The sequence below is a fragment of the Ancylothrix sp. D3o genome (genome assembly GCF_025370775.1).
In the GTDB taxonomy this organism is placed as follows: Bacteria; Cyanobacteriota; Cyanobacteriia; order Cyanobacteriales; family Oscillatoriaceae; genus Ancylothrix.
The window spans coordinates 169002-189008 of record NZ_JAMXEX010000011.1; the positions used below are offsets into that span (position 1 = coordinate 169002).

At 45.7% G+C, this 20007-nt stretch carries 18 protein-coding genes; 10 read left to right on the forward strand and 8 right to left on the reverse strand.

The window, feature by feature from the left end; genetic code table 11:
• Positions 1-798: 798 nt before the first annotated feature.
• The 3 genes from lipB (at position 799) to NG798_RS18395 (ending at position 2292) form a co-directional block, all read left to right on the forward strand.
• The gene (lipB, locus tag NG798_RS18385) at positions 799-1404 is read left to right on the forward strand and encodes a lipoyl(octanoyl) transferase LipB (RefSeq protein WP_261225195.1); all 606 of its coding nucleotides are present in this window, start codon (positions 799-801) and stop codon (positions 1402-1404) included.
• Between the two features lie 110 nt (positions 1405-1514).
• Positions 1515-1835: a hypothetical protein gene (locus NG798_RS18390; RefSeq protein WP_261225153.1), complete on the forward strand. Its 321-nt coding sequence runs from the start codon at positions 1515-1517 to the stop codon at positions 1833-1835.
• Between the two features lie 55 nt (positions 1836-1890).
• Positions 1891-2292 (forward strand): hypothetical protein, encoded by a 402-nt coding sequence (locus NG798_RS18395; protein ID WP_261225154.1) that lies wholly within the window; start codon positions 1891-1893, stop codon positions 2290-2292.
• Between the two features lie 196 nt (positions 2293-2488).
• Here the strand turns inward: NG798_RS18395 and NG798_RS18400 are convergent, their stop codons facing one another.
• Positions 2489-3040 (reverse strand): single-stranded DNA-binding protein, encoded by a 552-nt coding sequence (locus NG798_RS18400; protein WP_261225155.1) that lies wholly within the window; start codon positions 3038-3040, stop codon positions 2489-2491.
• Positions 3041-3151: 111 nt separating this feature from the next.
• Positions 3152-5659 (reverse strand): mannose-1-phosphate guanyltransferase, encoded by a 2508-nt coding sequence (locus tag NG798_RS18405; RefSeq protein ID WP_261225156.1) that lies wholly within the window; start codon positions 5657-5659, stop codon positions 3152-3154.
• Between the two features lie 482 nt (positions 5660-6141).
• Between NG798_RS18405 and NG798_RS18410 the strand changes: the two genes are divergently transcribed.
• Positions 6142-6336 carry a hypothetical protein gene (locus NG798_RS18410; RefSeq protein WP_261225157.1) on the forward strand — a complete coding sequence of 65 codons (195 nt, stop codon included), beginning with the start codon at positions 6142-6144 and terminating at the stop codon, positions 6334-6336.
• Between the two features lie 6 nt (positions 6337-6342).
• Positions 6343-7086, forward strand: coding sequence for a class I SAM-dependent methyltransferase (locus tag NG798_RS18415; RefSeq protein ID WP_261225158.1), 744 nt, complete (start codon positions 6343-6345; stop codon positions 7084-7086).
• A 54-nt stretch (positions 7087-7140) separates the two neighbouring features.
• Here the strand turns inward: NG798_RS18415 and NG798_RS18420 are convergent, their stop codons facing one another.
• Positions 7141-7410, reverse strand: coding sequence for a YciI family protein (locus NG798_RS18420; protein WP_261225159.1), 270 nt, complete (start codon positions 7408-7410; stop codon positions 7141-7143).
• Between the two features lie 273 nt (positions 7411-7683).
• Positions 7684-10101 carry a phenylalanine--tRNA ligase subunit beta gene (gene pheT / locus NG798_RS18425; protein WP_261225160.1) on the reverse strand — a complete coding sequence of 806 codons (2418 nt, stop codon included), beginning with the start codon at positions 10099-10101 and terminating at the stop codon, positions 7684-7686.
• 652 nt (positions 10102-10753) lie between these two features.
• On the opposite strand from pheT, the gene NG798_RS18430 reads away from it, so the two are divergent.
• Positions 10754-12346 carry a serine/threonine-protein kinase gene (locus NG798_RS18430; RefSeq protein WP_261225161.1) on the forward strand — a complete coding sequence of 531 codons (1593 nt, stop codon included), beginning with the start codon at positions 10754-10756 and terminating at the stop codon, positions 12344-12346.
• Positions 12347-12664: 318 nt separating this feature from the next.
• Here NG798_RS18430 and glp read toward each other — a convergent pair whose 3' ends face one another.
• A complete protein-coding gene (glp, locus tag NG798_RS18435; protein ID WP_261225197.1) occupies positions 12665-13918 on the reverse strand; it encodes a gephyrin-like molybdotransferase Glp in 1254 nt (417 codons plus the stop codon).
• Positions 13919-14075: 157 nt separating this feature from the next.
• Positions 14076-14339: a hypothetical protein gene (locus tag NG798_RS18440; RefSeq protein WP_261225162.1), complete on the reverse strand. Its 264-nt coding sequence runs from the start codon at positions 14337-14339 to the stop codon at positions 14076-14078.
• Between the two features lie 94 nt (positions 14340-14433).
• Between NG798_RS18440 and cobO the strand changes: the two genes are divergently transcribed.
• Positions 14434-15087, forward strand: coding sequence for a cob(I)yrinic acid a,c-diamide adenosyltransferase (cobO, locus tag NG798_RS18445; RefSeq protein WP_261225163.1), 654 nt, complete (start codon positions 14434-14436; stop codon positions 15085-15087).
• 364 nt (positions 15088-15451) lie between these two features.
• Here the strand turns inward: cobO and NG798_RS18450 are convergent, their stop codons facing one another.
• Positions 15452-17044, reverse strand: coding sequence for a CHAT domain-containing protein (locus NG798_RS18450; RefSeq protein ID WP_261225164.1), 1593 nt, complete (start codon positions 17042-17044; stop codon positions 15452-15454).
• Positions 17045-17176: 132 nt separating this feature from the next.
• Between NG798_RS18450 and NG798_RS18455 the strand changes: the two genes are divergently transcribed.
• Positions 17177-17932 (forward strand): ferritin-like domain-containing protein, encoded by a 756-nt coding sequence (locus NG798_RS18455; protein WP_261225166.1) that lies wholly within the window; start codon positions 17177-17179, stop codon positions 17930-17932.
• A gap of 54 nt (positions 17933-17986) precedes the next feature.
• On the opposite strand, the gene NG798_RS18460 is transcribed toward NG798_RS18455, so the two are convergent.
• Positions 17987-18352: a helix-turn-helix domain-containing protein gene (locus NG798_RS18460; RefSeq protein ID WP_261225167.1), complete on the reverse strand. Its 366-nt coding sequence runs from the start codon at positions 18350-18352 to the stop codon at positions 17987-17989.
• A 95-nt stretch (positions 18353-18447) separates the two neighbouring features.
• On the opposite strand from NG798_RS18460, the gene NG798_RS18465 reads away from it, so the two are divergent.
• Together NG798_RS18465 and NG798_RS18470 are read left to right on the forward strand one after the other, a co-directional pair.
• Positions 18448-19146 carry a pirin family protein gene (locus NG798_RS18465; RefSeq protein WP_261225168.1) on the forward strand — a complete coding sequence of 233 codons (699 nt, stop codon included), beginning with the start codon at positions 18448-18450 and terminating at the stop codon, positions 19144-19146.
• Positions 19147-19216: 70 nt separating this feature from the next.
• A complete protein-coding gene (locus NG798_RS18470; protein WP_261225169.1) occupies positions 19217-19801 on the forward strand; it encodes an NADPH-dependent FMN reductase in 585 nt (194 codons plus the stop codon).
• Positions 19802-20007: the final 206 nt, after the last annotated feature.

Genomic DNA, 20007 nt, shown 5'->3' on the forward strand with positions numbered 1-20007 from the left:
GACAATTACCATCGGTGAGGGGAAAGCGGGGCGGTCATTACCGCTTTCCTAAAATTAATGAATTGGCCCGTTTTTCTGGCCTGTTTATCAAAAACAGAGCCGAACTTTTTTGAGTTTTTTTCTTGCCGATTCTCGAAAGCCACCGTGACGTCAAACACAACGTTTATTAGACTTTCTCAATGGTTCACAGAGGACAAATAAAGACCTCTGGCGGGAATTGATCAACCGGCAATACTCCGCTATTTCTATCTAAACCACTTTTGCCACAAGGGTCGCGCTTATAAACTTGATGCGTCCCGACGGCGACAACTGCCCTACCGTTCGCACTTTCTATTTGTGTAGCGTCCCGTAGGTATGGCCTGGTTGTAACTAACTCCTCTCCTCAAAAAATTTGTTTCTAATTACAGAATATCACTTTGTATTCCGAACAACAGCAAGTTTTACTTTCTCTTTAAAATCTGTTGCATTCCTTGAAAAATCGTATTAATTTTCTCCCCAATTTCCGAGTAAATTTAAGTCAATTTACTCTTGATTTTTTGGTAGTTTTACCCTATTTTATATCATTTTTGTTTTTGCGTCTAGCGATCTGAGAGTTAATTTTTGCCTGGACATACCAGCCGAGTCGCTTCTCAAAGCACTTGTCAGCCATCCCCCGGAGCCGGTGAACAGGTCAACCGGCCCCCAAAAGTTTTAAAATGTCAGCGCCAACCTCAACCAAAAAACCGACCTTTGTTCAATCTCAACCCAAACCAAACGCAGCAAAACTGTCTACTGTACAACCGGCCCATAGTCCCCTACATGACCGCCTGGACATGGCAACAAAATCTCGTCAACCAGCGCCGGCAAAACCCCGACCTAGAAGACATCCTGATATTGCTAGAACACCCGCCTGTTTACACGCTAGGACGCGGTGCAACCTTAGAATTCCTCAAATTTGACCCCACCACTTGCCCCGATGAAATCCACCGCATCGAACGCGGCGGAGAAGTAACCTATCACTGTCCGGGGCAACTAATCGGTTATCCGATCCTCAACCTCAAACGCCACCAACCAGACTTACACTGGTATCTCCGCCAACTCGAAGAAGTGATCATTCAAGTCCTTGATCAATACAACCTCAAAGGCGAACGCATCGAAGGCTTAACCGGCGTCTGGGTAGAAAATCGAAAAGTCGCCGCCATCGGCATCAAAGTCAGCCGGTGGATCACCATGCACGGTTTTGCCCTCAACATCAACCCCAACCTCGAAGGCTTCCAAAAAATCATCCCCTGCGGCATCGCCCACAAGCCGGTCGGCAGCCTCGCCGAATTTATCCCAAACATAGACCCAAACTCCGTAAGGCAAAGAATCGCCACAACCTTTGGCGCAGTCTTTCAGCTAAATATGCTTGAAATCGTCTCCTAAGCTTGGCCCTCGCCCCCATCCCTCAACATTAAGAAACATCTCAGAGAAACATCCCATAAACCCACTTTGAAACATCCCATCAAAAAAGCCATCGCTTCACACAGCTAAAAATGCCCCTACAGATTGTAGATAAAAATCCCCAACCCTCCAAAAAAGACAAGCCAATTTTCAACGCCCCAGAACCTAGAAAATTTGGCCTTTTCGCAACAATAATTAATATAAAGCCACATTTTATCCCCACAGCAAAGGTAAAGGGCATTTCCAATCTAGGCATCAAGCATTTAAAATCGAAAAGGGTAGAAAACCAGCAGCAAGATTTGGACGGGGTGCATCAACAAGCTAAAAATTCATTGTTCCTTCCGCATAAGAAGTATGGATGGTGTAGAGGACTGCCGGCAGGAAGGATTTTCTATTTTCCAGCTTGTTGTTAAAAATTACTAAATTCTCCCCAGCGTGAAAACCTATTCACCCCCCTTTTTTGTGCTTATGAGCCTACCAACAACAAAGGATACCGCCTACGTCGAATTAGTGCATTTTAGTTTACGAGCCGAAGCAGCCAAAGTTCACCGACCTTTAGGCTCCCCAAAATTAAAACCAGCCCAAACTTATCTTGAAACCCCACAAGATACAGAAACAGATGCAATGACTGGCTGGTATTCATCGAGTGTCAGTTTCGCCTCACCCCTGCAAAGTCTCCGCTACCGAGATAAAACAGCTTTAAACGCACTCTTTGAAGGAAACGACCTGGAAGCGATTATTCTTGATGTTGTCACTAATCTTTTATGGTTGTGTCCTGAGCCTTGCTGGGAAGAAAATTCCTATGAGCTTTTAAAGGAATTTCTCGTAGAAGACTGGGTGCCGAGTTGTATGCAGAAATCCAAGATATAGTCGTTCGCTTCGCCATAGGCTCCCTTGCATTCCCCAAAACCGGCAATTTTAATTTTTCGCACCTTTATCATACTTTAGAAACGTATAAAGTTTAATTTTGTTACGTTTCTTTTTTCCGAAAAAAAGGGGGGAGAATTAACCGGCCCCATGACCAATCTCCCCCTTATTTCGGCCCACCAAACCTTACAAAAATCTCTTAAAAAGGAATGTCATCAAGCGAAGAATCTGAATCGCTTCTTAGCGTTTCGCTTTGGCGGGGGTTCGGCTCAGGTTGCGCTGTGTATTGCCATTCCTGAGACGGTGTGCTATTAGGTGCCGGTTCAGTGATTTTGGGAGCCGGTACCGCAGCGCGAGGACTCATCTGCACCACATTACTCGGCGCCGGTGCAGCCATTGACACTGTTTCCGGTGCTCTTTGAGCAACATGGCTGGAAAACTCAACCCCCCCCGCCCCTAAATTATGAATGCGAGAAGCTGTCAACTCGGCACGTTTTTCTTTGACACCATCCGCCAGCGTTACCGTAATCATACCCAGTCGGCCTTCAATCAGCACCCGATCTCCTTGGTGGTAGCGCTCTTGAATTTCTTGGGCCAAATTTCCCCAACCCACCACCTTTAAAGTTGATGGTTTGTCTTCAGCCTTCAGCGCCGGAAACTGCACAAACATCTCAGCGATAGCAATTTGGTCTGGCGTGTAGCGTAATTGCGGATTTTGTAAAATTTCCGCCATCAAAATGCAACTGTTCATAAAACCCCGAAGTCATCCTTAAACAATCTATCCATTTAATTTTACTCTTTCTTTTGTCCTAAAACCTTTAAGGAGTTTGTTCGTAGTAACCCCTAAAGGGCTTCCTAACCCTTAAAATTCTTGCTCTACAAACGCCTGAATTCGGTGCCGATAGTCACGCAAATTTTCATCTACCCAGTCAGGATCATTACTGTTAGCAAAAATATGTACCAAAGGCTCACCGGCATCCGGTAACACCAAAACCCAACTATCGCTGCTGCGGTCAAAAATCTTCACCCCATCAATTAGTTCTAAATTTTCTGCCGGGTGAATTTCCACCAAATGACGCATCAGCGCCCCCTTAACCGTCCAAGGACAGCGTAAACTATATTGCCGGTGAGCCACACGGGGAATCTCCGAACGAATATGAGCCAAAGATCGCTCCTGCAAAGTCAGCATTTCAATCAACTTGCCAATGCAAAACATCGCATCAAACCCCGGATGCAGTTGCGGGAAAATAAACCCCATTTCACCACTGCCGCCTATTACCACATTTGGGAAATTTTGGCAAGCCTCCATTAAAGCTGTAGGATTGGCTTTGGTGCGAACAACTTTCCCATCATGCCGGCGGGCAATTTGTTCGATAGCACCGGATGAGTGAACCGGCACCACCACCGTAGAGCGAGGGTTGCTAGTTAACATCATATCCACCATCACCGCCGTCAAAATTTCGCCACGAATCAAATTGCCGGCTTCATCCACCAAAATTAACTGCTCACCATTAGCAGCCACCTGGACACCAAAATTCGCCCGCAATGCTTCCACCACATGACCAAGTTGGAGGAGCAAACTTTCTCTCTCTTCGTTTCCCGGCGGTGTTTGATTTAAACTCGCATTTAACACCACCGCATCACAGCCATATTTTGCCAAAAGCTGGGGTAACACAGCCCCCGCCACAGCATAAACATAATCAATCACAACTTTAGCGCGGCTATGATAAATGGCTTGAGTATTCAAATTACTCTCGTAGGCACTATTGTAAAGTTCCAGCACTTGACTGGGATAAGCCATATTTCCAATTTCTTGAATTTGCGCCCTGCGGAAATCTTCTTTAAAATAAGCGCCCTCAATTTTTTTCTCGCGGGGTTTAGAGATATTAATTCCCTTTTCGTCAAAAAATTCGATTAACATTGAATCTGCCCGCTCTGGATGCAAGCGCACATGAATTCCACCGGCCACTGATAAGGTAGGAATAATCGCTCTGGCAAGGGGAATGGCGGTAGCTTCTAAGTTTTGAATATGCACTCCCACCGACATCAAACCGGCTATCAAAGAACGCGACACCATCCGCGAAATGCTGCGCTGATCGCGGGACACCGTAACCGAGGAACCGGGCTTGAGCGTAGAACCATAGGCGGCGCCCAGTTTGACAGCAAATTCTGGGGTGATATCAATATTGGCAAGTCCCGATACTCCCCGTTGTCCGAAGAGGTTTCGCTGGGCCGACTGTCCCCAAATCAAGTTGATATTGAGGGTGGCACCGGCCTCGATTTTTTTGCTCGGCCAGACACGCACATTCGGGCTGACTTGAGCTTCTTCGCCTACACTTGATAGGGGCCCCACCACTGCGCCTTCCAAAACGTGCGCTCTGCGGTCTACTCGCACGCCTCTAGCAGCTACGCAGGCTCGTAAATGTGCTTCTTCGCCGATGATCGCACCATTCCATATCACCGGCCTTTTAATATCTGCATCGGCTGCAATGGTGACGTTATCTCCGATCACACTACCGCCGTCTATTTGAACTCTTGGCCCTATGCGGCAGTTATTGCCAATTAAAACCGGCGTTTCGATGTTTGCTGTCGGGTCTATATAAGTGTTTTGACCTATCCATAAACCGGGCGAACGTTCTTCATAGGCAAATTCTAGTTTGACTTTTTTGTGCAAACCGTCGTATTGAGCATCTCTATAGGCGTCTAAATGACCGACATCACACCAGTATCCCTCGGCGATAAAACCATACATCGGTTCGTCTTTTTCCAGCAGTAAAGGAAATAAGTCTTTAGAAAAATCGCTTTCTTCGTTTTCCCGCAGGTAGTCTAAAACTTCCGGTTCGAGGATGTAGGTGCCGGTGTTGACAGTATCAGAAAAAATTTCTCCGCTTGAGGGTTTTTCGAGAAACCGGCGAATACGGCCATCTTTATCAGTAATCACAACCCCAAATTCCATAGGATCGGGAACGTGGGTTAATATTAATGTGGCTTTTGATTGCTTTTGTTTGTGATATTTTATCGCTTCAGTGAGGTTAAAATCTGTGATGCTATCACCGCTGATTACAAGGAAAGTTGAGTCGAGCAGTTCGGCAATATTTTTAACACAGCCTGATGTGCCAAGGGGTTGATCTTCTTCGACTGCATAGGTCATTTGAACACCAAATTCGCTACCGTCTTGGAAGTAATCTCGCATCACGTCTGGTAAGTAGTGTAGGGTGGCGATTATTTCGGTGATGTTATGGCGTTTTAATAAGTTAATAATGTGTTCGGCGATGGGCCGATTTAATACCGGCACCATTGGTTTTGGCAAATCGCAGGTTAGCGGTCTCAGCCGCGTTCCTGAGCCTCCAGCCATCAACACTGCTCTCATAAGTCCTCCGTAAATGTATCCTTATTTATGATTTTTCTTAACAATTTGCTGGCTTTTCCGTCTTTACTGCTGCTTCTTATTATCCTAGATTTTATGGCCTGTGTTTTGGTCGGATTGTTGTTGGCCGCTTTTGAGGGTTTACTGTGGTGGCGGGACTGAGTTTATCTCGCCATTGCCGGTTAGGATGTCCCAAAAATAACCCAGTATTTTTTGTGGCTGAAACTCTGGGTCGAGCGTCAATTTTTTTGGTTAATTTTTGTTAAAGACTAACTCGGCTTTGACCAGGGAGATTGGGGACGAAAACCAAGGGCAAAAATTGGCAAGTGGAAGATACCGGCTTGCCTGGGGTAATCTTCCTATCTTAAAGGATAAACCCTATTGGCTAAAATTTACGGCATCCGTCTCTGAAGTTCTACCAACGGACAGGGAAACCAGATAAACTAGAGAATGATCGTACATAGTCTTAAGCTTTGGGATTGGTTATGCCTAAATTGATTGTGTTTGTTTTACTGGTTGGTTATGGTTATGGGGCGTGGAAGTTCTGGAAGGGCTATAACCAAACGAATTTTGAGAAGTCTTTTGCCAGCCGGCTTAAGTTGTCGTTGTTGTGGCCGGTGTTGGTGGTGGCAAACCAAAGTTATCGCAAGAATTTTACAAAGGCTCTGAAGGGTCGATAGGTAGGAATGTCAAAAAAACAAGAGTCTTCCTCGCCAAAAGGCAGCACACCGGCATCAACCGCACACTCTGCCTTTTCGGCTGATGCGGTTCAGCCTTTGTTAAATGCGGTGGCGTTGCGTTTTAACCGGCAATATTTGGGACAAGCCTTTGAGTTACCGCCCGAAGTAGAAGCAATGCAGGTTTTCCATGATTGGGCTGCCGGTTCTTTGGAGGCTAAAATTGCTTCTCGTTTTTGGGAAATTGCCCAACCACAAAAAAATCAGCGTTGTTTGGATCTCGGTTGTGGGGTGAGTTTTTTGGTCTATCCTTGGCGAGATTGGGGGGCTTTTTTTTACGGTCAAGATATTAGCACGGTGGCTGTTGAAGCTTTAAATACTCGTGGCCCACAAATGAATTCTAAGCTCTTTAAAAAAGTGAATTTAGGTGGTGCTCACGAGTTAAATTATGATAGCGGTCAGTTTGATTTGGTGTTTGCTACCGGCTGGAGTTGTTATTATCCCCTGGAATACTGGCAAGGTGTCATGGCACAAGTAAAGCGGGTGCTTAAACCAGGCGGTTCTTTTGTTTTTGATGTTTTAGATATCAATGCGCCTTTAGCGGAAAATTGGTCAATTTTAGAGACTTATTTAGGGGCGGAGGTGTTTTTAGAAGAGTTGGATGTTTGGGAAAAGTTGCTGAAAGATTCTCAGGTAAAAATTGAGAAAAAACAGGCCGGTGAATTGTTTCAGCTTTATAAAGTTAAATTTTAATCGGTCATTGTTCAGGGCAGGCACAGGGGCACTGCCCGTACATAAGACATCTTTTCAAAAAGCCTGAATCCACTCTTTTATTTCATACTTTGTCCAGATTCCATTTTGCCAATAAGGATCAGCCTCAATAGCTTTTCTTACTGTTTCCTCATCTTCGGCTTGATAAATTCCAAACACTTTTGTTAAATCTTTTGTGGGGCCAATTGTCATAACAACACCGGCCTCTTTTAATTTGGCAATTCCCTCTAAATGTGCCTCACGGTAAGGAACCCGTTTTTCCAAAACATCAGCACAATAACTTCCCCACATTATGTATTTGTTCATATTTTGTCAATGGTCAATGGTCATTAGTCATTAAGTAGAGGCACTTAATTAATTGTAGGATGGGTAGAGCGTAAGCAAAACCCATCAAAGTGTCACCCATCAAAGCGTCGAGAGTGTTGGGTTTCGTTCCTCTACCCATCCTACAATTAAGTTGACTTAGTTAGTCATTGGTCATTGGTCACTTGGAAAAATTTGTCATAAGGTGTTTTATCCTTTGAAAAAGGGTTTTAGGGCCAAGGAAAACACAAATGACAAATGACAAATGACAATTGATTAACTTCTCAAAGTCACGCTGAAATTTTTAATCAGTGCATCGCGGACTTTTTGCTGCACCGGCTCAACATCCGTATCCGTCAGCGTTCGGTCATTTACCCGATAGACTAAACGAAAAGCTAAACTCCGTTGACCTTCCGGCACATTCACACCACGATACTCATCAAACAATTCTACCGACTCCAATAAACCACCGGCAGCCTTGCAAATACTGCGTTCAATATCACCCACCGGCACACTCACCGGCGCGAAAAATGCAATATCTCGATCTGCTGCGGGATAAGTAGAATAGGCACTAAACCGGCGCACACCGGCCCCTTGAGATAACGCATTTACTATCAACCCTAAATCAAATTGAAACAAATAAATTGCTTCTGGCAAGCCTTTTTCCCGCCGTAATTGTGGATGAATTTGTCCAAAAATTCCTAACAGTTTTCCACGCAACCATACAGCAGCAGTGCGTCCTGGGTGTAAGCGATTTTCGCTTTTATCTGCCTTATATTCCACTGTCAAATTCAAGCGCTCAAATACACTTTCTAAGACGCCTTTTGCTTCAAACCAGCTTAAAGCTTGTTCCTTGCCACTGCGTACCCACCGGCCGGTTGATGGATCTCCACCAATAATACCGGCAATCATTTCTTTTTCCTTCAGACTTTCGCCTTCTTTCCAGAAAATTTTGCCAGTTTCAAAACCATTTACCGCCCCATTTCCTTGTTCCAAATTATACTGGAAGGCATCAAGAAGAGCGGTTAACATTTCTGTTCGTAGTGCCGAATATTCCACAAACAAAGGATTTGCTAAAACGACTTGATTTTCTCCAGAAGTCGGAACCAAGGAATAGTGCATTAATTCCGTTAAACCCGCACCCCGAAAAGCTGATCGCACTTCTCTTGTTGCTTTTTGCTCGGTGGGTAAATATCCCGCTTCAGTTTTTGAGGGCAACGTTTCGCAGAAGTTATCGTATCCGTAAAGACGAGCAATTTCTTCGATTAAATCAATTTCTCGCTCTAAATCTCGATAGCGATAAGCCGGCACTGTTACATCCCAAATTCCCTCTTTTTCACCTTTGTTAATTGTGCAACCTAATGCAACCAAAATCCTCTCCATATCGGCGGGTTGCAGTTGGCCGGTACCGTCTTTTATTTTGCCTAAAATTTGATCAACTCGTTCAAGGCGCAAGGTAACAGAACGGGTATAGGTTTCGGGGCCGGTGGTTGAGGTTTGCTGGCTGATGGCATTTCCCCCAGCCAATTCTGCAATTAACTGTACAGCACGCCGGCAGGCTATCGTTAATTCGGCTTGGTTAACTCCCCTTTCATAGCGCGTTGAGGCTTCGGTGCGGATACCTTGGGCTCTGGCTGACCGGCGGATGGGGGCTTGTTCAAAAATCGCAGCTTCTAAGACTAAATTTTGCGTCCCCTCGTAAACTTCGCTGTCTTCTCCACCCATCACCCCTGCTAAAGCTACCGGTTTGTCATTGGCGGTAATTAAAAGGTTTTGCGGTTGCAGGTTGCGTTCTTGACCGTCGAGGGTTTTCAGCGTTTCATTTTCCTTAGCATATCTCACGCCAATTGTCAAGCTTTGAGAACCGGCAATATTTTGTAAGCGTTCGCGGTCGAAGGCGTGGAGCGGTTGACCCCATTCCAGCAAAATATAATTGGTGACATCTACAACATTGCTGATCGGGCGGATACCGGCGGCTTGTAGGCGTTGTTGCAACCAAGCCGGAGAAGGGGCAATTTTGATGTTTTCAATTTCGGTGGCGATGTAGATAGGGCAAGCTTGCAGGGATTTTTCAACTTGCACGCCACTGCCAAGCGCTTGCTTTTGTTCGGCAACTTCTGGCAGACGGACGGTGGCGCCGGTGAGGGCGGCAATTTCGCGGGCAATGCCTACCATACTGAGGGCGTCGGCGCGGTTTGCGGTGGCGGTGACATCTAAAATTACGTCATCCAAACCTAAGAGGGGGCGAATGTCGCTGCCCAAAACAGGATTTTCTAATTCAAAAATATGAATGCCGGCGGATTCTTTGCTGAGGCCGAGTTCTGCGAGCGAGCAGATCATGCCGTTGGAGGGAACGCCGCGCAGTTTGGCCGGTTTGATTTTTAAGTCGATTTGGGGGAGATAGGTTCCGACAACGGCTACCGCTACATGAATATCAGCGCGAGCATTGGGCGCCCCGCAGACGATGTTTAAGGTTTCGCCGGCACCAACATCGACCGTGCAAACGCTGAGTTTATCGGCGTTGGGGTGGGGTTGCCGGTCGAGGATTTTACCCATAACGACCCCATCCGCCCAACTGCGGCGATTTTCGATATCTTCGACTTCAAAACCTGCCATTGTTAGCAGGTGGGCTAGTTCTTCTGGGCTCAGCGAGATGTCTACTAATTCTCGCAACCAGTTTAGGGAGATACGCATTGCTAATTTTCCGTTTCCGTTGTCAGGTGGGCTTAAAGGGTGCGATGGCGTTTTTTAATCTTTGAACCTTTCGCCTGTTTATTTTACTGCTGTGGGTTCTGGGGTGGTTAGTGGTTGCGAATGATGCCTGTTTTTATTGACAAAAAGGATAGTTTATGATACCCAAACTTTGTATCATTGATAACTTAGTTGGTTATGGTCGGTTGTAAGATGCTTGTGTGGTTTTTTTCAAGGAAGGGTTTAATTTAGGGTATGAGTTTTTCTGGGGGAAAGACAGGGGGATGCGAGCCAGCTTCACAAAAAGAACAAAATATGTAAAAATCAGGCAAAGAAGTATTTTTTGCTGTTCATACGCTAAGATTTTGAGGCAACTTAAAGTATAGGGGTAAAACGAGAGAAGCCATCTCTGGGCATCCCGCCCTTGTGGATCAGTCTCGAAACTATCGTTGAAAAAATATAGTTCTTTGAACAGTAATTTGCAGGCGCTTGCCTCACGCTCACCCCTGAAACCCCGAAGAATATAAGGAAGGGCTATAACTGAGCGGCGCTCATGTAAACTATCTGAGTCGAACTGAAACAATATAAGCATCTACTTGTCAAGCAAGCCAGATAGCTATCAAACAGCAACACACGCAGTCGGGTAAAGTAGAGAATGAAGCTCTGTGTAAATCCAGCCTGTCCCAATCCAGAGAACCCAGACCACGCTCACCGATGTCAAGCTTGTGGTAGTAAGCTTTTGCTGCGCGACCGCTATCAGGTAAATCAAGCGTTAGGTCAAGGAGGTTTCGGCGCAACGTTTGTGGCAAGTGATATCTCGTTACCAGGAACTCCAACTTGTGTGATTAAACAGTTGCGTCCGGTGGCGACTTCTGAGCGAGTGTTGGAGATGTCGAGGGAGTTGTTTAAGCGGGAAGCAAAAACGCTGGGAAAAATTGGTAATCACCCGCAAGTTCCTCGGCTGTTAGATTATTTTGAAATTGAAGATGATTTTTATTTGGTTCAGGAATATGTGAATGGATCAACCCTGAAGCAGGAAGTAAAGCGAACAGGGCCGTTTACTGAGTTGGGGGTGCGGCAGTTTTTAACGGAAATTTTGCCGGTGGTGCAATACCTTCACGATCACCGGGTGATTCACCGCGATATTAAACCGGCTAATATTATCCGTCGCACGATTGACCATAAGTTAGTGTTGATCGATTTTGGTGCGGTTAAGGATCATGTCAGTCAAACGATGGCTTTAAATTCTTCGGAACAAACAGCGTTAACGTCGTTTGCAATTGGGACACCGGGGTTTGCGCCTCCAGAACAAATGGCGCTGAGGCCGGTTTATGCTAGTGATATTTATGCGCTGGGAGTGACGAGTATTTACTTGTTAACCGGCAAATCTCCAAGTCATTTAGGCTATGATGCCACGACTGGCGAAATTTGCTGGCGCCAGAATATTCAGGTTAGTTCAAAATTGATGGGTGTTCTGGAAAGAATGCTTGAGGTGTCGGTACGCCGGCGTTATCAATCAGCAAATGATGTGCTGAGGGCGCTTAATGCTGAGTTTAACAGCGAGGGTTTTGCTCAGGGTATGGCGACGATGGCAAAATCTACTCTGCTTCAACCAGAGGAACCTACGGATATTGAAGCAGAAGGCGGGGGCAGAACGGAAATGTCGCGTTTGGCAGAGGCGATTCGAGCCCGAAAAAGCAAGTTAAGTTCTAGCCGTTTACCTAGCTCTGGTACGCGCAATCGAAGTATGATGACTAAAAGCCCGACGACGGCGATGGAGGGGAAAGGTGCTTCGGCTGCAAAGGTTAATTCGTCGGCAAAATGGGATGCGAATAGTGTTAAAACGGCTTATGTGAAAGGCCGGCGTGATTTTGCTGGTTTAGACCTCAGTCTTTTAGATTTGGCCGGTGCTGATTTGAGGGAAGCGATTTTACATCAAGCTAAATTGGTTAAAACTAATTTTACTAATGCTGATTTGTCGAATGCGAATTTAGGCCGAGCAAGTTTAAATCAAGCTTCTTTGCGGGATGCGGATTTAACGAAGGCTTATATGAGTTATGCTAATCTCGAAGGTGCGGATATGCGCGGGGCTAATTTAACTGAGGCTTATTTGTCTCATGCAAATCTCAGAGGGGCAAATCTTTGTGGGGCAAATCTTACGGGCGCCCGTGTCAGTGATGAGCAGTTGGCGCTGGCAAAAACTAATTGGTTAACGGTTAAGCCAAATGGCAAACGTGGATTATTTTAAGGTTTGAGTTTTTTGGCTAAATTGTTAATTAAATCTTTTCCTCTAGGCTGTAGTATCGGATCGGATGCCCGTAGTGGGGGGGTTTTTTGAACCGCTGCCTTTAGGCAGGCAGGATGCCTGCCCCACTACAGATAAATGCAGATGTTGGTAGAGACGTTCGCAGCAGTTCGTCTGTACGGGCAGAACGTCTGTACGGACTACATTTTTAAACCGAATTGGTGGTATAAAATGTTGATTTTTAAGGTTTTTAAAAACTTGATTTCTTAGAAAAACGGGCTTTTTGTTCACTATAATTTTACTTAATTACTAATTACCTACTTATCCATTTCCAATCTGCATAACTTGCACTTCTGCACCGGCAGGAATGAGTTTTTCTCCCACCGGCACCACTGCTAAACTGTTGGTAAGTGCTAAATTAATTAAATTGGCTGAGGCGTGAGTACCACCGGCCAGTTCAAATTCAAATCCTTGTTTGACTGGGATTAATTTTCCCCACAAATAGCTTTCTCTTTTGCCATCAGATCGCAAATCTTGGCGTGTTATGGCTGGCAAAAAAATCGGTTCAAAGTTATTCGATAATCCGGCTATTTTTTTGATGGCCGGTTGCACAAATCGCCAAAATGTGACTAAGGTAGAAACTGGATTTCCTGGTAAACCAAAATATAAAACTTGTTGAGCAGTTTCAGGTTTAGAAAATGTGGCAACGGTTAAAGGTTTGCCTGGTTTCACCGCTACTGAGCTAATATGAATTCTACCGCGAAGGCGGGATAAAATTTCTTCTACATAATCGTAATCTCCCACAGAAACGCCGCCGGTGGATAAGACTATATCGGCTGTTTCTAAGGCTTGAGAAATGGCTAGTTTTAAGGCTTCGGGATCATCTTTGACAATTCCTAACGGCACCGGCACTCCACCGGCATTTTTCACCGCTGCTACTAAAGCATATTGGTTTGAATCGAAAATTTGACCGCTACTCAATGTTTTCTCTGGGGTGACAAGTTCGTTGCCGGTGGATAATATAGCAACTTTTGGCTGCCGGTAAACTGGTATTTGATGACATCCAACTGCTGCTAAAACGGCGATTTCTGGGGCATTCAAAACCACTCCAGCGTCTAACAAAGGCTCGCCGGCTTTGTAATATTGTCCCCCATATCGCACAAATTCCCCTTGCGAAGTTGGGGCTTTTAAAATAACAACTTGATTATTTTCAATTTTAGTCACTTCTTGGATGATCACCGTATCTGCGCCTTCTGGCATCATGGCGCCGGTGAGAATGCGAGCGGCTTGACCTGCTTTAATAGAAACGTGGGGTTGAGTACCGGCGCCAATTTCTGCTACAAGTTGCAGTAGAGCCGGTTGGTGTTCCTCAGCACCGCTCACATCTTCATAACGCACCGCATAACCATCCATAGCCGAATTATCCCAATGAGGAAAATTGAGATCGCTTGTCACCGCCGTTGCTAAAATACGTCCAGCCGCTTCAGGCAAACTCACACTTTCCACATCAGACAACCCCGAAGCCTGATCTGCCAAATTTAAAATAATTAACTCAGCTTCTTTTACCGGCAGCATCGAGACTTGAGGATGAGGCAAAAAAGAATTCATAGAAACTTTAAATGTTAGATGCGTAAGTTTTGATTGTAACAGGCGAAGGCGGTACTGAGTGACCGCTTGCCTTTATTTGTTGCTTAATTTAAGTTAATTTAAAGGAGAACTTGGGATAAAAGTTTTATTCTTGCTGGCTTCCGCCAGGGGTATCCGGGGTAGACTCACCAATTCCCAGTTCTTTTTTAGAGCGTTTTAGCTGATGCCAAAGCTTTCTAATTTCATCGTAAGCTTGTTCTGGGGTGAGTTTACCGCCGGTTTCCAAAGCACAAATTAAGGTGACTCTTTGGGCAAATTCTTGTAAATTTGCATCAAAAGCCAAGTTTTCTGGTGTCCACTTACCGTAGTAGCGACTGCGAGGTGAGAAAAAATCGGAAGAATCAGGCATGGCTGGGTGTAAGGTTTGTAAACATCTTTATTAACTTAGCCTTAATCTCAGCTTAACCGGCAAAATACCGAATTTCAAATGAGGATAAAGGTTTATGGAAGAAAATAATGATTTGAGCTTAGATCAAGAATTAAAGGACACAAAAACAAAGAGCGAAGAAGCCTACCGGCAGAAGATGCAGCGGCGCAAGGAAGTACAAGAACAAAGACTGGCGGAGCGGAGAGCGGACAAAGGGTTAATTATTGTCCACACCGGCACCGGCAAAGGCAAAACAACGGCGGCGTTGGGGATGGTGTTGCGTTCTCTGGGACATGGCTTTCAAGTAGCTATAGTGCAGTTTATCAAAGGAGCATGGGAACCCGCAGAAAAGGAAATTTTGAGCCGGTTTGAACCGCAGCTAGAGTTTTATGCGATGGGGGAGGGGTTTACTTGGGATACGCAAGATCGGCAGAGAGATACAGAAAAAGCGCAGGAAGCATGGTTAAAAGGCTTAAGTTTAATTCGCAACCCAGCGATTAAAGTGGTGTTGCTGGATGAAATTAATGTGGCCTTAAAGTTAGGATATCTCAACGTAGAGGAAGTTGTGGCCGGTTTAGAAGAAAAGCCTGAAGATAATCATGTGATTTTAACCGGCAGGGGCGCACCGGCAGCGCTAATTGAGCGAGCGGATTTAGTTACAGAAATGACTTTGATTAAACATCCGTTCCGAGAACAAAATATTAAAGCTCAGCCGGGGATTGAGTTTTAAAAATCAGTCTGAGGGGAGAAGGAAAAAAAGCTAAGACAACTTACCCGCCTGTTTAAAACCCGCCAATACCTTTTTTTTCTAAGTCTTACTCCCTAGTAATTGGATAAGGAAAAACTTTTGCTATGCGCTCTAAACTCACTTGTTGTAAGTAAGTCAACTTAATTAAACTCTGGGGGTAATGTAGGTTGGGTAGAGGAACGAAACCCAACACTATCGAGGCTTTGATGGGTATCGCTTACGCTCTACCCATCCTACAAATAATTAAGTGCTTCTACTTAATTGCAGCAAATTAATTAAAATTTCTAGCATTACAAATGGAACACGGCGCTGGCGGATCTTCTCAGCTTCGTTAATTTTGGGCTAGTTAGGTTGGGGGGAGGTTTTGGATGATAAATTGCCAGGTTTGGCCTTGGGAACTGCCAAATTTAATTTGCATACCCGATTGCAAGAGGATTTCTTGGTGGTGGATTTTTTGCCAGCCTTGGGTGGAGGAAACAAGGGTACCGTAACGGGAAAAGTCGCGTAAAAAATAGGCCGGTTCGGTGGTGTTGGAGGTGTCGCGGTAGAAGATTTCGGCGTGTTTTTGGGATACCCAGCGCTCTTCTATTTTGAGGTCATTTTCTGGCACTCTACCCACGCGCATGAAGCCGCCGCGCACCGGCCAAATTTTGGCGGGTTCTATTTCTGAACGCAGATAGGCGGCGGTGATGCGTTTTCCTACCCAGGTAGGGGAGTTTTGGGGCAGTTCGGTGCTTACTTCTTCATTGGTTTGAATGAGTTCTCCGTTATACTCTGGGTGCATATATAAGACTGGGAGTGTCCAAGCGGGTTGGTTGAACTTATACAATGTAAGAAGCTGTTGGCGGGCGATGCAGGCGGCGCGATCCACCGGCACACGACTGGCGAGGGCGCGGGTGAAGGCTTGGACGAAGCTGAGGGCTTCTGTGTCGGCGATGCTGTCGCGCATGGCGAGGACGGCGGGGACTCCGTGATGAATCAGGACTTCGGCAAGGCTGCTGCGGGGAACGGGGAGGCTGTTGTAGCTATCACTTTGTGCGCCCCAGCAGGAATTAAAGAGAGCGAGGCTCACTTTGTTAGAAACAAGTGCGCCGGCGAGTTCGGTGCCGCTGAGGGAGGTGTTGGGGCGCAGAAGCAGTTGTCCGCCATTGGGGGCGCTGATGCCATGACCGGCATAAAAAAAGACGTTGTAGAGGCCGGTTTCTAGGCGGGCGATGAGTTCGGCGGGGCTTGGTTGAATGAGGGTGTGGACGGTGCAGGGGACGGTTTGGGGGGTGGGGGTGGTTTCGCTGATTTGGAGGATTTCGGCTATTTGTGCGGCTTCTTGTTGCAGTTGCAAGGTGTTGGCACTACCGCCAATGGGGCTGAGTTTGTCTTCTCCTAAGACGAGGAGGATATTTAATGCTTGGGCGGGGGAGGTTTGTCTGAGGGGATCGACGTCGCTGGTGGTGCGGCTAAATAAGATTTGGGGGTTGAGGGAGATGGCGGGTTGACCGGCGCCTTGCTGCATAATTTCCCAAGGTAAAACGATCAGGTTGGGGTCTCGAATTTCTAGGCGCAGGCGCAGGGGTTTGTCTTGCCCTAGGGCGATTCCGCGACTTTGGGCAAAGCTGTTTTGGACGGTGCCGTCACTGAGCCATTTCCAGAGGTTTAAGCCGAGTTGCTGCATCAGCCGGCTGCTGAGGGAGCCTTCGCCGGTGGGGGGTTCGGTGGTGGGGGGTTCGGTGGTGGGGAATAGTTGCAGGGGCCGGTGGTTGCAAAATAATTTTTGCCAAGCGTACCATGTCTGGCTTAAGTCCTGGGGCCAAATGCTATCGTGGTGGACGTATCCGCCCGGATAGGGGGCTTTCACCACCCAGATCGCAAAGTGTTGGGAAGCGGTGGTGGCTTTGAGGGGTTCTACGCAGATGCTCAGGCAAGGATTGTCTGACCGAGACATTTAAAATTTGGGGAATATGGGGTTTTTTTTCAGTCTAGCCCGTTGTTTGCGGGTTTTTGTGAGTTGAGGGCTGCCGAGGGCTTGGGAAATTCTTTAAATTAAGAAGTGTATTTTAGCGGCTTTTTTTGAAAGATGAATTTTGTTACTCAATTATTGCATCTGGTGGGTTCCGGTGCGGTGGCTTATATTTCGGCCCGCAATATTCGGGATTCGCGGACTCGTCCAAATACTTTGGCGGCTTTTCAGTTGGCTGAGTCTGGTTCGGTTCCTTTTTTAACTTCGTTGAGTGAGCGGGCGGCGGCTGAGGGTGATAGTTGGTTGGCCCAAATGTTGGCTTTGCACGCTGCGGATGAACGCCGGCATGGGAATATTTTTGCTCAGGCTTTGAAGCAATGGGATAAGGAGGTGATTGATTTTAAGAGTTTGCCAAAGCCGGCGGAAAATAAGGGGGAAAAGCCAAAACGTAGTCCGTTTTTTGCGGCTTATTTTGATGGGTATGATGCGGAGTTTTTCAAGCCGGATAAGATAGAGTGGCCGGTGTTTATGGCGAGTACCTATATTTTGGAGTTGGATGCGAGTACGGATTTTGCTCGGATGGCAAATGTGTTGCCTGATGATGATTTACGTTGTCGCAATCTTAAGAAGGGGATGTTGAGTATTGCAAGTGATGAAACTCGTCATGCGGCTTATCTTTATGAGGCTATGGAGCGCCGGTTTTCTGCTAGGGAGGTTGAGAATTTGGTGGATGAGTGGCGCACTCGTAAGGTGAATGCGCTTTTGGCAATGGTGGGTAATTTTGTTAAGGGGGGTGGTAATCCGAATTTGGTAAAAGATGGGGTGCCGGTTGATGTTTCTGGGGAAAATTCCTCTGAGTTAAAGGCGGCTTAATTTTTGTTTGTAGTAACTCGTTAAGGAGTTACTACAAACGAGGGGAGTTTTTTTTTAGGCTTGTTTTGTTTCGTTTTCTTCGGCTAACCGGCGGCGTAAAAATTCTTCTGCTTGCTCATATTTTTCTCCCCATTGATGGATAGATTCTAAAACCGGCTTCAGTGATTCTCCCAGCGGTGTTAAAGAGTATTCAACTTTGGGGGGAACTTGTAAATAAACGTGGCGAAAAACGATGCCGTCTTGTTCTAATTCTCGCAATTGTTGGGTAAGCATTTTTTGAGTGATGCCGGTGAGGGATTTTTGCAGTTGTCCAAATCTTTTAATACCTTCAAATAATTCTCGCAAAATTAATACTTTCCAACGTCCGCCAAGGACTTTGAGGGCGATTTCTACGGGACAGGTGGGTTTTGGGGTTTCCATAGTTTCTTTTTGGGTACTATCTTACTTTTTAGTACGTTCTTTACATTTAGACTGTACCTATTTTAAAGTCTATATAGAAGCGAGTGGAGGTAAATATGATTATTTTACGCAAGTCAGAAGAACGGGGTCATGCTAATCATGGTTGGCTGGATTCTTATCATACGTTTTCCTTTGCCAATTATTATGATCCTGATTATATGGGGTTTAAAAGTTTGCGGGTAATTAATGAGGATAGGGTGGAACCGGCACGAGGTTTTGGGACGCATCCCCACCGGGATATGGAGATTATTACTTATGTTTTGGAGGGGGCTTTGGAACATAAGGATAGTATTGGTAATGGCTCAATTATTCGTCCGGGGGATGTGCAGAAAATGAGTGCGGGGACGGGGATTTTGCACAGTGAATATAATCCTTCTGAAAGTGAGTCGGTGCATTTGTTGCAAATTTGGATTGTGCCAAATCAACGCAATTTGCCAGCTAGTTATGAACAAAAAAATTTCTCGGAGGCTGAGAAACGTAATCATTTGCGGTTAATTGCTTCAACCGATGGGAGAGAAAATTCTGTGACGGTTTATCAAGATGTCAATCTCTACGCTACGGTGTTGGATGCAGGTAAAAATGTTACCCACCAACTTAAAGAGGGGCGGGAAGTTTGGCTGCAAGTTGTGCGGGGCGATGTGCAACTAAATGATATAATGTTGAGGGCCGGAGATGGAGCAGCAATTGTGGACGAAACCTATCTAAAGATAGAAGCAAAAACAGCTTCAGAATTGTTACTTTTTGACCTTGGCTAAAGGATTTTTCCGATAAAAATGGCCCACAAGTTATCTTTTACCAATCACGAATAAGGAATCATCAATTACCATGACTTACACACCAAAAATTTTAGCCTTTGCTGGCAGCACTCGCACAAATTCTTTCCATAAAAAGCTGGTAAAAATTGCCGCCCAAGGAGCAAAAAATGCTGGGGCTGAGGTGACTTTTATCGATTTGCGCGATTATCCAATGCCGCTTTATGATGAAGATTTGGAAGCGACAGAAGGAATGCCGGCAAATGTCAGAAAATTAAAGGAGGTTTTTTGGCAACATCAGGGGCTTTTAATTGCTTCTCCTGAGTATAACAGTTCTTATTCTGGGGTGTTAAAAAATACAATTGATTGGCTGAGTCGCCCTGCGTCTTCTGATGAACCTGGTTTATCTTGTTTTGTGGGCAAGGTAGCGGCGATTATGAGTACATCTCCTGGTGCTTTGGGGGGGCTGCGGGGTTTAGCTACTTTGCGGCAATTGTTAGAGAATATTCAGGTGATTGTTTTGCCGTCGCAACAGGCAATTCCCAAAGCTTTTGAAGCGTTTAATGCTGAGGGTATGCTAGGTGATGCCAAGCAACAAGCCTCGATTGAAAAGTTGGGTGAAAATTTGGCGGGGATGCTGAGCAAGTTAAACGGATAATTGGTTTTTTTTAGGTACTCGCATTGGCTAGGGTGTGCTGTTGCAAGGCGCACCCTAATATTTTTTGGGGGATTTCCGCCTAAAGGAAGATGCAATTTTAAAGCAATGGCGGTATAATAATTTATATCAAACCCGGCTGTAAAAAATAACCTATCTGCGTTAATCAGCGTTCATCTGCGGTTAAAAATAACCCATCTCCAAAAACA